Origin of the sequence: Sporofaciens sp. JLR.KK001 (assembly GCF_036941055.1) — a bacterium.
Classification (GTDB): Bacteria; Bacillota; Clostridia; order Lachnospirales; family Lachnospiraceae; genus Sporofaciens.
On sequence record NZ_JAYMNO010000002.1, the window covers coordinates 923,195 to 936,473 of the forward strand.

The window sequence follows — 13,279 nt, forward strand, 5'->3', positions numbered from 1 at the left end:
TTATCAGTTATAGTATAAATCTCTGCCTGTTTATTTTATCACACACCGCATGTTTTACAAACTATATTTTACAAATTTTTATCTACCGTGAATCTACCCCCGCATCGTTCTTATGCTCTTCGATATACCGATCTGCCGCTGCCTTGGCACGGATTCTGGAATAATTGGCTTTTCTGAAATAAATCCCCTCATTTTCTTCTGAAATATTGAGAAAATAATTGTACATGCTCTGACTCATATATTCACTGTCCGCATATCCCCACTCTTCATCACTCAGGTCAATCTTCGCGATCTCCGGCGCTGCATCGATGGAATTCGTCTCATACATCAGATAATAGAGGTCCGTATCCGAAGTCCCCTTCCAGTGTGCAAGATCATACTTTGCCGCGATCACATCCGGCCTGGAAAATGAGAACAAGATATACATCACACTAACTACTGCAACGATATAATGGAACAGAGGGAACCTGCCCTTATAGATACTTACCACCACTCCTGCCATAATGAGCGCCAGTACGACCAGGAACCACAGTACCAGTATCCTCAGGAATGTAAGATAATATTCGCCGACATACATCATCATCCGGTATGCCGATGAGATAATCATAACAAAAGTACACCCCGATACGATAGTAAGAATCACCTTAAGGATCACATTTTCCCGGAAAAGATACATACACAGCAGCACCATGATGAAATTGATCACACTGACAAATAATAGTTCCCAGAAACCTCCCCTGGCATATTCCGCATAGGTGACATATTCCGGAAGCCCTGCTTTCATGCCAATGAACAGATACAGGATCTGTATGGCGCAATAGATAAGATAGATGAAACTTACAATACTTGTAAATGTAATTCCGATCACTGGATCAAAATATCTCACCCGGCGTCCATAAGCTGCAGCAGGATTCATCCCGTCTGCCGGCATTATAATCCCAGATTCCGCGTACTGCCGGGATGTCTCGATCAGGTTATATCTGCATAGGGCCACAAAGAAAGCATAGGGCAGTGTGAATCCTATAACGAATGTCAGACTGATTCCGAATAATGTTGCAAAATTAATGTAATCCAGTGTCTTACCGAATAATTTAGAGAACATAATATCCGACCTTAACAGAAGAGGCAGCGTTATACACAATATCCCCAGCGCTACCATGAATCCGATCACTATGGCGATCATGGTATTATTCCTCCTGATATTCTTATTCTTGCTGAAAAACCATCCCCCATGCCAATAAGGATATGGAACAGACTGAACCGTCGTTCCCATCAGGATAAGGATTCTCTTCAGATACGCCGGAAAATTCCAATTATAATCATTATAAAACTGATGAAGCATGAATACCATAAACAGAAGGAGAATACCGACGATATTAAAAAAGTGCATAAAAACTGAAGTTGTAAACGCAGAAGACAATCCCAGCAGCCCCATGCCAGCCAGGTAAGGGAGCGAGTGCTTCATAAGCCTATAATTAATCTTCTTCATAAACAATACGGCAAAAACAATAGTCACTCCTACACATATGGGAAATGTGATCCCGGATATATTCTTGTATAAGCAGAACGTAAAAATGATTCCATATATCAGGCTTAAGCCGCCAAAATACTTGTAATTCTCACGAAGCTTCATGATTAAAATATTTTCTTTCATAGACTGCACCTCCATAAAATCCATTCGTCTATTCTATTAACTAATCTTCCGGCAGATACTCTATAATATCTCCGGGCTGGCATCTTAACTCCCTGCAGATTGCCTCCAGTGTTGAAAACCTCACTGCCTTAGCCTTATTATTCTTCAATATAGACAGATTGGCCGGAGTGATATCAATCTTCCCTGCAAGCTCTGTAAGCCCAATCTTGCGCTGTGCCATCATCACGTCTATATTTATCCTGATTCCCACAGCATCACCCCCTTATATTGTCAGATCATTCTCTTCTTTATAATTCACCGCTTTGGCAAATACATGTGCAAGTACCTCACAAAAAAGAGATGCAATGAAGAATACAAGAACAATGATTCCCGTTGCAGGCGTCGGCATAACACATACCTTGATCACGAACATCACTACGATACAAAGACTTAATACCGCCATCGTGTTCAGGCTCCTGACATTCTCATATACAAAGCATGATTCCTGGATAACAGTCCGCATCATCTTACGGAGCTGCCTGATGATCAATATCCCAAATACCCCGGAAGCTCCGAATACCGCAAGCATAAACAGAAAATACTCGTTGATCACGCTTGAATAATATTTCCCAAGAAATTTTAAACTTAACGGAAGCGTTACAAATACCACCATCCCGCCATAGAACATAATATCCAGCACGATCTTCGTGAACCTGATAAGACGTTCGTCCATAAATATTCACACCCTTCATTCTCTGATGTGCCGATTATATCATAAATAATATTGTTTTTCAATGTTTTTTTATTGTTTTTCGATATATTATTATTGATATTCAAAAAAAGGCTGATGCAAAATGCATCAGCCTCTCTTAAGGTTCTAAACTTCTTCAGATTCTTCCTCCGTATCCAGCTCCGTCTCTTCATCGCCCTTTCTCACCTTCGCGATGCTTGCAACGATATCGCCTTCCTTAAGATCAATCAGCTTCACACCAGAAGTAACGCGGCCAAGCACAGAGATTCCGGAACATCTCATACGGATCACGATGCCTTCCGTATTGATGATCATAACCTCGTCGTCGTCATTGACAGCCTTAACACCGACTACATTGCCGGTCTTCTCGGTGATCTTATAACACTTGATCCCCTTGCCGCCTCGGTTCTGGCTAGTGAATTCTCCTATAGAGGTACGTTTCCCCATACCCCTCTCTGATACGATCAGAAGCTCAGCCCCTTGCGAATCCAACTGCATACCGATCACTTCATCCCGATCGGACAGATTCATTCCCCGGACTCCCATAGAAGTTCTGCCCGTCGGACGCACATCCTTTTCATCGAACCGGATGCACTGGCCATACTTGGTGATCAGGAATACGTCCTGGTCATTGTTGGTATATTTTACCTCGATCAGCTCGTCTTCTTCTCTGAGAGTGATCGCCGCAAGACCTGTCTTGCGCACGAATGCATATTCCTTGATCGGAGTCTTCTTGACTAATCCTCTCTTCGTCGCCATCAGCAGATATTCCCCGTCTCTGTAATCATCGATCGGGATCACCGCGCTGATCTTCTCACCGGGCATGAGCTGGAGCAGATTGACAATGGCTGTACCTCTGGATGTCCGGCTCGCCTCCGGTATCTCATACCCCTTCATCCGGTATACGCGTCCAGTGTTAGTGAAAAACATGATATAGTGATGAGTATGTGTCATGAATAATTCTTCTACATAATCTTCTTCCAAAGTCTGCATGCCCTTGATTCCCTTGCCGCCGCGGTTCTGAGACTTGAAGGTATCATTGGACATCCTCTTGATGTACCCTAATTTTGTCATGGTGATCACTACGTCTTCCTTCGGAATCAGGTCTTCCATGGATATGTCAAATTCATCGAACCCGATCGAGGTTCTTCTCTCGTCGCCGTATTTGTCGCGGATCACGAGTATCTCTTCCTTGATCACGCCAAGAAGCAGCTTCCTGTCCGCAAGAATCGCCTTCAACCTGTCGATCTGTTCCATCAGCTCGTTGTATTCTTTCTCAAGCTTCTCTCTCTCCAGACCGGTCAGAGCACGCAGACGCATGTCCACGATCGCCTGAGCCTGGACGTCAGACAGACCGAATCTCTCCATCAACTCCGTCTTAGCTGCCTGCACCGTCTGAGATCCGCGGATGATACGGATCACTTCATCGATATTGTCGAGGGCGATCAGCAATCCCTCTAAGATATGTGCTCTCTCCTGCGCCTTATTCAATTCATACTGCGTCCGGCGCGTAACTACCTCTTCCTGATGCTTCAGATAATGGTTCAGCATCTCCAGCAGATTCATGACCTTCGGCTGGTTATTGACAAGAGCGAGCATGATCACGCCGAAGGTATCCTGGAGCTGTGTATGTTTATACAACTGGTTCAGGATCACGTTTGCGTTCACATCTCTCCTCAGTTCGATGACAACACGCATCCCCTCGCGGCTGGACTGGTCGCTTAATTCTGTGATCCCTTCGATCTTCTTATCCCTTACAAGCTCGGCGATCTTCTCGATCAGCCTTGCCTTGTTCACCATATACGGAAGCTCCGTTACGACGATCCGGCTCTTACCATTGGGCATCGCCTCTATATCCGTAACCGCACGCACACGGATCTTACCGCGTCCGGTACGGTATGCTTCTTCAATCCCTCTCGTACCAAGGATCATACCGCCCGTAGGGAAATCCGGTCCCTTGATGACCTGCAGGATCTCTTCGATCGTAGTAACGCCCTTCTCCTCAATCTGGTCGTCGATGATCCTGACAACGGCATTGATCACCTCTTTCAGATTATGAGGCGGAATATTCGTCGCCATGCCGACAGCGATTCCCGACGTACCGTTCACCAGAAGATTCGGGAATCTTGCCGGCAATACCGTGGGTTCCTTCTCCGTCTCGTCAAAGTTCGGCACGAAATCAACCGTATTCTTATTGATATCCGCCGTCAGTTCCATGGATATCTTACTTAAGCGCGCCTCAGTGTAACGCATTGCGGCCGCTCCGTCCCCGTCTACAGAACCAAAATTCCCGTGCCCGTCTACAAGTGGATACCTGGTAGACCATTCCTGGGCCATATTGACCAGGGCACCATAGATGGAACTGTCTCCGTGGGGATGGTATTTACCCATGGTATCGCCGACGATACGGGCACACTTCCTGTGCGGCTTGTCCGGACCGTTATTCAGTTCTATCATGGAGTAAAGAATCCTACGCTGTACAGGCTTCAGGCCGTCTCTTACATCTGGCAGCGCCCGGGAAGCGATCACACTCATGGCGTAATCAATATAGGAGTTCTCCATCGTCTTCTTCAAATCAACCTCATGGACTTTGTCAAATATATTGTCTTCCATAAAATACTCCCTCTTTCTATACGTCCAGATTCTTTACATATTTCGCATTTTCTTCTATAAATTCACGCCTTGGCTCCACCTTATCCCCCATCAGGGTGGTAAATGTAAGGTCAAGCTCAGACGTAGTCTCCTCATCCATCGTCACACGAAGCAGGATCCTGTGTTCCGGATCCATGGTCGTCTCCCAGAGCTGGTCCGCATCCATCTCTCCCAGACCCTTGTAACGCTGGATCTTATTGCTGCCGTCGCGTCCGACATCCTGCAGAATGAGGTCTAACTCTTCGTCACTGTACGCGTACCATACCTTCTTGTTCTTCTCAAGCTTATAGAGAGGCGGCTGCGCCAGATACACATAGCCTTCCTTGATGAGGTCCGGCATAAACCGATAGAGGAAGGTCAGCAGCAGAGTACTGATATGGGCTCCGTCTACATCGGCATCCGTCATGATAATAATCTTGTGATAACGAAGTTTGGATATATCGAAATCATCATGGATCCCTGTGCCGAACGCTGTGATCATCGCCTTGATCTCCGCATTTCCATAGATCTTATCGAGCCTCGCCTTCTCCACGTTCAATATCTTGCCGCGCAGAGGCAAAATCGCCTGAGTAGAACGGTCTCTCGCAGTCTTCGCAGAACCGCCGGCGGAATCTCCCTCAACGATATAGATCTCGCAATTACTCGGATCCTTATCCGAACAATCCGCTAATTTGCCCGGAAGTGACATTCCGTCAAGCGCTGATTTCCTTCTGGTCAGATCCCTTGCTTTCCTCGCCGCTTCCCTCGCTCTCTGAGCCATCACCGACTTCTCAATCGTCATCTTCGCAACAGCCGGATTCTGCTCCAGATAAATCTCGAGCTGCCTGCTTACCACGCTGTCCACAGCTCCGCGCGCCTCGCTGTTGCCAAGCTTCTGTTTGGTCTGCCCCTCAAACTGAGGATCCTCGATCTTCACACTGATGATAGCGGTAAGCCCTTCCCTGATATCCTCGCCGGACAGATTCGGCTCACTGTCTTTTAACAGCTTATTCTTCCTCGCATAGTCGTTGAACGTCTTCGTCAGCGCATTCCTGAAACCCACCACATGAGTTCCGCCTTCCGGCGTAGTGATATTATTGACAAATCCATAAGTATTGTCACTGTAGGAATCATTGTGCTGCATCGCAACCTCCACGGCTACGTTATTCACAATCCCCTCACAGTAGATGATATCCTCATATAACGCTGTCTTGCTGCGGTTCAGATACTTGACGAATTCCTTGATTCCTCCCTCGTAATGAAAACTTTTCTCAACCGGTCCTTCCTCCGGCCTCTCATCCCGAAGCACGATCTTAAGCCCTTTGGTAAGAAACGCCATCTCACGGAAACGATGCTTCAACACGTCATAATCGAACACAGTATCCTCAAATATGGTATCATCTGGCAGAAATACCACCTTCGTTCCAGTCCTGTCAGCATCACAATCCCCAATGACATGCAGCTTTTCCACTACTTTTCCCCGCTCATAACGCTGCTTATAGATATGTCCTTCCTGAGAAATCTCCACCTCAAGCCAGTTCGACAGAGCATTGACAACCGAAGCGCCTACCCCGTGAAGACCTCCGGATACCTTATATCCCCCGCCTCCGAACTTGCCGCCGGCATGAAGTATGGTAAATACGACCTCCACCGCCGGGAGTCCTGCCTTGTGATTGATCCCCACAGGAATCCCCCGGCCGTTATCCACAACCGTTACAGAATTATCCTTATTGACCGTTACAAATATGGTATCGCAAAAACCAGCCAGGGCTTCATCTACAGAGTTATCCACAATCTCGTACACAAGATGATGAAGTCCGCGTGATGAGGTACTTCCAATATACATCCCCGGACGTTTTCTGACAGCCTCAAGCCCTTCTAATATCTGAATCTCGTCTGCACCATATTCATGCTGTACCTTTTCCGTACTCATTCTTATCCTCCTAGTTTTCATCCGTTACCTGCCCGCCATGGACATGGAATACTTTGTTGATATAGAAACGATGATTTACAAAATCTTCTACACCTGTACAGGTGATAAGTGTCTGTATATCATTTATACTGTCTAATAGATAGTTTTGCCTATGTTTATCGAGTTCAGACAACACATCATCAAGTAATAAAACAGGCGTATCCTTTGCCGCCTGTTTTACTAACTCAATCTCAGACAACTTCAAAGAAAGCGCGGCAGTCCTCTGCTGTCCCTGTGACCCGTAACGCCTGATATCCAGACCTCCCACCATAAAACAGATATCGTCTCTGTGCGGACCGGCCGACGTACTTTTAATGCGTATATCCCTTTCTCTGTTCTTCTGTAATGCCTGCTCCAATGTAAGATTGCCGTTGCTGGGTTCATAGATAACCTGTATCTCTTCTCTGTTTCCGGTTAACTTTTTGTGTATAGAAGAAATAATTTCGTTTACCCTATCAAGAAATTCCTTTCTTCTCTCTATGATCTTATCCCCATACTGGATCAACTGCATATCCCACACTTCCAATGTATCCTTGAGTTCCCCTCCTATCCCCATACTCTTAAGGAGATGGTTCCTCTGATTCACGATCCTGTTGTAATTCGTCAGATTACTCAGATACACTCTATCCAACTGCGACAGTTCCATATCAATGAACCTTCTTCTCTCTGACGGTCCATTCTTGATGATATTAAGATCTTCAGGTGAGAAAAATACAAAATTCACAATTCCAAATAATTCGCTCGCCTTGCGGATCGGCATCTTATTAATCGCAATTCCTTTGGGACTGTTCTTCTTGAGATGCATATCAAGCTGGTAATCTATACCATTCTTTTCCACAATCGCTTCGATATGCGATTCATCCTGTCCAAACCGTATCAACTCTCTGTCTTTGGCGCCTCTGTGGGATTTGGTAGTTCCGGATATATATACCGCCTCCAGAATATTCGTCTTGCCCTGCGCATTATCCCCATAAAATATATTGGCTGCGCCGTCGAAATCTAGTTTTAAAAGATCATAATTCCTGTAATTCTTAAGCTTTAGAGATCTTATCTTCAATTGACTATTTTCACTTCTTCCCCGTTGAAATTGATGATATCTCCCGCGTATAACTTGCGTCCTCGCCTGGTATCCGCTTCTCCGTTCACACAGACCATCCCCTCTGTGATCACTTCCTTCGCTTCCGCCCCGGACTCAACAAGACCGGACGCTTTCAAGGCTTGCCCCAGCTTAATATATTCATCCCTTAATCTAATAACATCCAATCTGATCTACCTCTCTGAACTATTATATCTAAACTACAGCGTTAAAATTAACCGGAAGAATCAGATAGATATAGCTCTCCTCATCATCCTTAATAAAACAAGGCGCCTTCGCATTCATCAGATACAGCACAACTTCTTCGTTGTCGATCACCCGGAGCGCATCGATCAGGAACTTCGGATTGAAGCCTATCAGCAGATCCTTGCCTTCTTTGTTGATATAGATCTCTTCATCCATGGAACCGATCTGTGACTTAATCTTAAGCTCCATCACTTCTTCGCCGATATTGATGATGATCGGCTTCTTGTCCCCCTCTTTTACCAGAAGAGTCGCACGGTCAATGGAATTGAGCAGCTCTTTCTTATTGATCCTGACCTTCGTCTCATAATCGTTGGAAAGCATCTGGTCGACCTTAAAATACTCTCCTTCAATCAGCCTTGACACTACCACTGTATTGTCGAATTCGAATACAATGTGATTACTGGTATAAGAGATATTCACCATACTCTCGGCCTCGCCCGATAATATCTTGCTGACTTCTATGAGAGTCTTGCCCGGTACGATCAGCTTCTTGTCGCCGACCTCGTCCTTAAGTTCCATCTTACGGATAGAGATCCGGTGTCCGTCCAGAGAGATTACTCTCAGGACATTATTCCTGATCTCGAATAATTCTCCCGTCATCAGCTTATTACTCTCAGTATCCGCAATTGAGAATATGGTCTGTCTGATCATTTCTTTCAAAGTAAACTGTGATATTTCTATAGATTCATCCTTCTCAATGATCGGAAGATAGGAGAATTCCTCTCCCGGCTTGCCTGCCAGGTCGAATTTGGCTTTCTCACAAGTGATCGTCGTCTGCAGATTCTCCTTCGTCTCGATGATCACCTCATTGTCCGGAAGCTTCCGGACAATCTCTGAGAATATCCTGGCATCGATCGCGATCATCCCTCTGTCAATGATCTCTCCTTCAACGTCTGTCTGTATGCCCAGTTCCATGTCATTAGCCGTCAATCTGATGATGTCATTCGTAGCATCAACAAGTATACATTCTAAGATTGGCATCGTTGTCTTAGAGGGAACAGCCTTGTATACAGTACTAACTCCCTTCGCAAGATTGGATTTGTTGCAGATTATCTTCATATGTGAAAAACTCCTTTCAGCGGGCAGCGGATAGATAAATATATCAAATAGTTCCGCCTTCTTCTTATTAGGGGCTGTGGAAAAGTGGAAAACCACCTCCACACCAGTAAACATCAGTGTTTTCAGAATTAAAAACTATGTGGATTGGAACAAGATAAGCTGTGGAAGCTGTGGTGAAAACTTTTCTTTGAAAACTTTTTTATTTCTTAAAAAAGGCTATTCTGAAGGTTATACACAAGTTATCTATAAGTTGTCCACAATGTTATTCACATTAAGCAGGATTGATCTTCTTCATAATAATGCTGATAGTATTATGAAGTGTCTCATCCTTGGCTATCTCTTTCTCGATCTTTTCTACTCCATACTTGATGGTGGAGTGGTCCTTACCGCCGAGTATGATGCCGATTGCCTGCAGCGGGGTCTCGGTAAGAGTCCTCATCAGATACATGGCGATCTGCCGCGGAACAGAGATGCTGGCGCTTCTCTTGTTGCCCTTAAGGTCGGCGATCGTAATATTGAAATGATCAGATACAATATCAAGGATCAGTTCGGGGGTTACTTCTCTGTTATTGTAAGAAGATATGATATCCTTCAATGCCTCGGCGGCAAGCGAGATATCAATCGTCTCGGTATTATTATCCAGCTTGTACAGCGCGATTAATTTGTTGAGAGAACCTTCCAGTTCACGGATGTTGGACTTGATGTTCTCTGCGATATATTTTAACACATCGGTAGGAATGTTGTATTTCTCCAGATGGTCCAATTCGATCTTCTTGCGGAGGATCGCCATACGCGTCTCGTAATCCGGCGCGGAGATATCCGCGATCAGTCCCCACTCGAATCTGGTCCGAAGTCTTGCCTCCAGTGTCTCGATGTCTTTGGGAGGCTTATCGCTGGAGATGATGATCTGCTTGCCGGACGTATGAAGATGGTTGAACGTATGGAAGAATTCCTCCTGCGTACTCTCCTTACCAATGATAAACTGGATATCATCGATAAGAAGCACGTCATTGTTACGGTATTTGTCACGGAACTCAGCCATAGCAGATTCGTTCTTGGCAGTCTTGCCGTTCTTCAGCGCTTCGATCAGTTCATTGGTGAATGTCTCGCTCGTAACATAAAGCACTTTCTTCTTAGAGTTCTTATTCAGTATAAAATGTGCGATAGAATGCATCAGATGCGTCTTCCCCAGTCCGACGTCTCCGTACAGGAATAAGGGATTGTACACTTCTCCCGGAGATTCGGCCACGGCAAGGGAGGCGGCATGGGCGAAATTATTATTGCCTCCGACTACGAAGGTGTCGAAGGTGTACTTCGGATTCAGACCTGCCTTCTCGCTGGCAGTCTTGCTCCGCTTCTTATGAGTTGCCTCAATAGACATGTTCCGGATCTCGCTGATCCTGGAATCGTCCTCAGAGATAAATACCACTTCGTAGTCTGTGCCTGTAATCTCGGAAATGCAGACCTTCAGAGGAAGAAGATATTTCTTCTCAATATATTCTACGCTTGCATTCATATTCACCAGTATAAATACTGTATTGTCTATTACCTCATATACTTTTAACGGTTGGATCCAGGTGGTAAATGAGACGTTGGATAATTCATGTTCTACTCTCAGATGCTCTATAATCTCCGTCCATTTTTCATTCACAATATCCATACTACGCAGACTCCTACTCTCTAAAATATATACTTCTCATCTGTCAGAGGGGTAAAAAAAGACAGCATGACCCCATATCCCCAGTTTCGTTCTTATTATTTTACATCAAAATATAAAATTAAGCAATCTCTAAATCAGTGTGGAAAACTCATTTCACAGTGGAAAAATGCATTTTTTCAATAAAAAGTAAGGCTAAATTTTTTATTTCCACAGCTTTTCCACATAAAATAAAGATATTATCCACAATTTGTGGATAAATAAATTCAAAAATGTGTAGGAATTGCTTGACTCAGAGCTATTTTTTCTATATAATCAAGGCTGATGTCTTAGGAAAATTTGTGGGAGTATTCCCTTATATATAAGGAGGTGGATATCGATGAAGATGACGTTCCAGCCAAAGAAGAGACAGAGATCTAAGGTTCATGGATTCAGATCCAGAATGAGCACCAAAGGTGGAAGAAAAGTACTTGCAAGCAGAAGAGCGAAAGGAAGAAAAGTATTATCAGCGTAGGCCGCATATATGTGGCCTTTTCTTCTATAAAAAATAGTTGAACAGGTGAATCAGACAATGAAATATTCCGAGTCATTGAAGAAAAACAGGGATTTTCAGCATATATATAGAAATGGGACATCCTATGCGAATAAATATCTGGTCATGTATGTACTTAAGAACCAGACCTTGAAAAACCGATTAGGAATATCTGTAAGTAAAAAAGTAGGCAACAGTATAGTCAGACACAGATTGACAAGATTGATCAGAGAAGGCTATAGACTGCAAGAAGATAGATTCCGATGTGGATTGGATATAGTAGTGATAGCAAGAACAGGCGCAAAAGACAAGAGTTACCGTGATATTGAAAGCGCAATGCTCCATCTGGGTCATCTTCATGATATTATAGATTAGGGGTAACGTAGTATGAAGAGAATTCTGTTAGGCTGTATCAGATTCTACCAGAAATATCTGTCCTCTCTGAAGGGATATTCGTCATGTATCTATTATCCTACATGTTCTCAGTATGCGGTGGAAGCAATCGAAAAGTATGGGGCTTTGAAAGGCGGTGCTTTGGCGGCATGGAGGATACTGCGTTGTAATCCATTTGCCAAAGGAGGTTATGACCCCGTTCCGTAGCATAAGAGATAATGGAGGAGATGAATATGGTATTTAGTTTACTATCAGCGGCAAACTGGCCGATCGTAGGTCAGCTCTGCTGGTTATTAGGTAAGGTCATGAACTTTATCTATACAATATTAGACAGTGCGCTGCCGAGCGACAACGGCCTGGTGGGCTTATCGATCATCTTGTATACGATATTCGTGTACACGCTGATGATACCGCTCACCATCAAGCAGCAGAGATCGCAGAAGATGACTTCTGTAATGAATCCGGAGCTTCAGGCGATCCAGAAGAAGTACCGCAATAAGAAGGACCAGGCGTCCATGATGAAGCAGCAGGAAGAGATGCAACAGGTGTATGACAAGTACGGTACTTCCATGATGGGAGGATGTCTTCCCCTTCTGGTGCAGATGCCGCTTCTGTTGGCTCTCTATCCTGTTATCTATAACATCCAGGGTTACGTTCCAGCAATCAAGGATGCACCGGCAACTGTCAACCGGTTCCTTACTATCCCGGATCTGACGATCGCTCCGATCACCATGATTAAGAACAGCGGAGATTATGGAATTGCACCTGCCCTTGTTATTATAACGGCAATTCTGCTTCCGGTGTTATCAGGAGCTACACAGTATTTGAGTGTCAAGATCTCGCAGGCTATCTCAGGCCAGGAGCTTGACAAGGATAACCCGATGGCAAGTACAATGAATACAATGAATGTAACGATGCCGTTATTCTCCGTATTCATGGTATTTTCGCTTCCTACCGGTATCGGTCTGTACTGGGTATTAAGTGCGGTTGTAAGGATCATACAGCAGGTGATCATCAACAAGCATTTGGCTAAGATATCTGTGGAGGAGCTGATTGAACGCAATAAGGAGAAGGCGGAGAAGAAGAGACAGAAACGCGGGGAGAAGGCAGAGAGAATCAATGCGATGGCACAGGCTAACACACGCAGCATCAAGGATTCTGCGAACCGCAGCGTATCAGGAATGAGTGAAAAAGATAAAGAGAAGAAAGTAGAACAGGCGAGAACAAGTGCTGAGAATGCTAAGCCAGGAAGTTTAGCGGCAAAGGCAAACATGGTTAAAAAATACAATGAAAGTAATTAGGGGGCGTT

General features: G+C 44.7%; 13 protein-coding genes. 4 read left to right on the forward strand and 9 right to left on the reverse strand.

The features are described 5' to 3' along the window. Positions 1–82: 82 nt before the first annotated feature. The 9 genes from VSQ62_RS29645 to dnaA form a co-directional block, all read right to left on the reverse strand. Positions 83–1,654 carry a DUF4153 domain-containing protein gene (locus tag VSQ62_RS29645; RefSeq protein ID WP_334638443.1) on the reverse strand — a complete coding sequence of 524 codons (1,572 nt, stop codon included), beginning with the start codon at positions 1,652–1,654 and terminating at the stop codon, positions 83–85. A gap of 40 nt (positions 1,655–1,694) precedes the next feature. After that, positions 1,695–1,904 (reverse strand): helix-turn-helix domain-containing protein, encoded by a 210-nt coding sequence (locus tag VSQ62_RS29650; protein ID WP_334638444.1) that lies wholly within the window; start codon positions 1,902–1,904, stop codon positions 1,695–1,697. A gap of 12 nt (positions 1,905–1,916) precedes the next feature. Beyond that, positions 1,917–2,366 carry a DUF2975 domain-containing protein gene (locus VSQ62_RS29655; protein WP_334638445.1) on the reverse strand — a complete coding sequence of 150 codons (450 nt, stop codon included), beginning with the start codon at positions 2,364–2,366 and terminating at the stop codon, positions 1,917–1,919. 144 nt (positions 2,367–2,510) lie between these two features. Then, a complete protein-coding gene (gene gyrA / locus VSQ62_RS29660; protein WP_334638446.1) occupies positions 2,511–4,997 on the reverse strand; it encodes a DNA gyrase subunit A in 2,487 nt (828 codons plus the stop codon). A 16-nt stretch (positions 4,998–5,013) separates the two neighbouring features. Further along, positions 5,014–6,948, reverse strand: coding sequence for a DNA topoisomerase (ATP-hydrolyzing) subunit B (gene gyrB / locus VSQ62_RS29665; protein ID WP_334638447.1), 1,935 nt, complete (start codon positions 6,946–6,948; stop codon positions 5,014–5,016). 10 nt (positions 6,949–6,958) lie between these two features. Next, positions 6,959–8,044, reverse strand: a complete 1,086-nt coding sequence (gene recF, locus VSQ62_RS29670) for a DNA replication/repair protein RecF (RefSeq protein ID WP_334638448.1) — start codon at positions 8,042–8,044, stop codon at positions 6,959–6,961. Continuing rightward, a complete protein-coding gene (locus VSQ62_RS29675; RefSeq protein ID WP_334638449.1) occupies positions 8,041–8,250 on the reverse strand; it encodes an RNA-binding S4 domain-containing protein in 210 nt (69 codons plus the stop codon). The genes recF and VSQ62_RS29675 overlap by 4 nt, the downstream gene beginning before the upstream one ends. 28 nt (positions 8,251–8,278) lie before the next feature. Further along, on the reverse strand, positions 8,279–9,388 hold the full coding sequence (gene dnaN, locus VSQ62_RS29680) for a DNA polymerase III subunit beta (protein WP_334638450.1): 1,110 nt from the start codon (positions 9,386–9,388) through the stop codon (positions 8,279–8,281). Between the two features lie 271 nt (positions 9,389–9,659). Next, entirely contained in the window at positions 9,660–11,048 is a 1,389-nt protein-coding gene (dnaA, locus tag VSQ62_RS29685) for a chromosomal replication initiator protein DnaA (protein ID WP_334638451.1), read from the reverse strand. A 376-nt stretch (positions 11,049–11,424) separates the two neighbouring features. Here dnaA and rpmH point away from each other — a divergent pair, with 376 nt between their 5' ends. From rpmH to VSQ62_RS29705, 4 genes are read left to right on the forward strand one after another with little or no spacing between them, the layout of a single operon-like run. Next, positions 11,425–11,559 (forward strand): 50S ribosomal protein L34, encoded by a 135-nt coding sequence (gene rpmH / locus VSQ62_RS29690; RefSeq protein ID WP_334638452.1) that lies wholly within the window; start codon positions 11,425–11,427, stop codon positions 11,557–11,559. Between the two features lie 57 nt (positions 11,560–11,616). Next, positions 11,617–11,952, forward strand: coding sequence for a ribonuclease P protein component (rnpA, locus tag VSQ62_RS29695; protein WP_334638453.1), 336 nt, complete (start codon positions 11,617–11,619; stop codon positions 11,950–11,952). A 12-nt stretch (positions 11,953–11,964) separates the two neighbouring features. After that, the gene (yidD, locus tag VSQ62_RS29700; protein ID WP_334638454.1) at positions 11,965–12,177 is read left to right on the forward strand and encodes a membrane protein insertion efficiency factor YidD; all 213 of its coding nucleotides are present in this window, start codon (positions 11,965–11,967) and stop codon (positions 12,175–12,177) included. A 26-nt stretch (positions 12,178–12,203) separates the two neighbouring features. Beyond that, positions 12,204–13,271, forward strand: a complete 1,068-nt coding sequence (locus tag VSQ62_RS29705) for a YidC/Oxa1 family membrane protein insertase (protein WP_334638455.1) — start codon at positions 12,204–12,206, stop codon at positions 13,269–13,271. Positions 13,272–13,279 lie beyond the last annotated feature (8 nt).

Coding starts and splice junctions, on each gene's coding strand:
- VSQ62_RS29705 (WP_334638455.1), top strand. CDS start 12,204: ATGGTATTTAGTTTACTATCAGCGGCAAACTGGCCGATCGTAGGTCAG.
- gyrA (WP_334638446.1), bottom strand. CDS start 4,997: ATGGAAGACAATATATTTGACAAAGTCCATGAGGTTGATTTGAAGAAG.
- VSQ62_RS29655 (WP_334638445.1), bottom strand. CDS start 2,366: ATGGACGAACGTCTTATCAGGTTCACGAAGATCGTGCTGGATATTATG.
- VSQ62_RS29645 (WP_334638443.1), bottom strand. CDS start 1,654: ATGAAAGAAAATATTTTAATCATGAAGCTTCGTGAGAATTACAAGTAT.
- gyrB (WP_334638447.1), bottom strand. CDS start 6,948: ATGAGTACGGAAAAGGTACAGCATGAATATGGTGCAGACGAGATTCAG.
- rnpA (WP_334638453.1), top strand. CDS start 11,617: ATGAAATATTCCGAGTCATTGAAGAAAAACAGGGATTTTCAGCATATA.
- dnaN (WP_334638450.1), bottom strand. CDS start 9,388: ATGAAGATAATCTGCAACAAATCCAATCTTGCGAAGGGAGTTAGTACT.
- yidD (WP_334638454.1), top strand. CDS start 11,965: ATGAAGAGAATTCTGTTAGGCTGTATCAGATTCTACCAGAAATATCTG.
- dnaA (WP_334638451.1), bottom strand. CDS start 11,048: ATGGATATTGTGAATGAAAAATGGACGGAGATTATAGAGCATCTGAGA.
- rpmH (WP_334638452.1), top strand. CDS start 11,425: ATGAAGATGACGTTCCAGCCAAAGAAGAGACAGAGATCTAAGGTTCAT.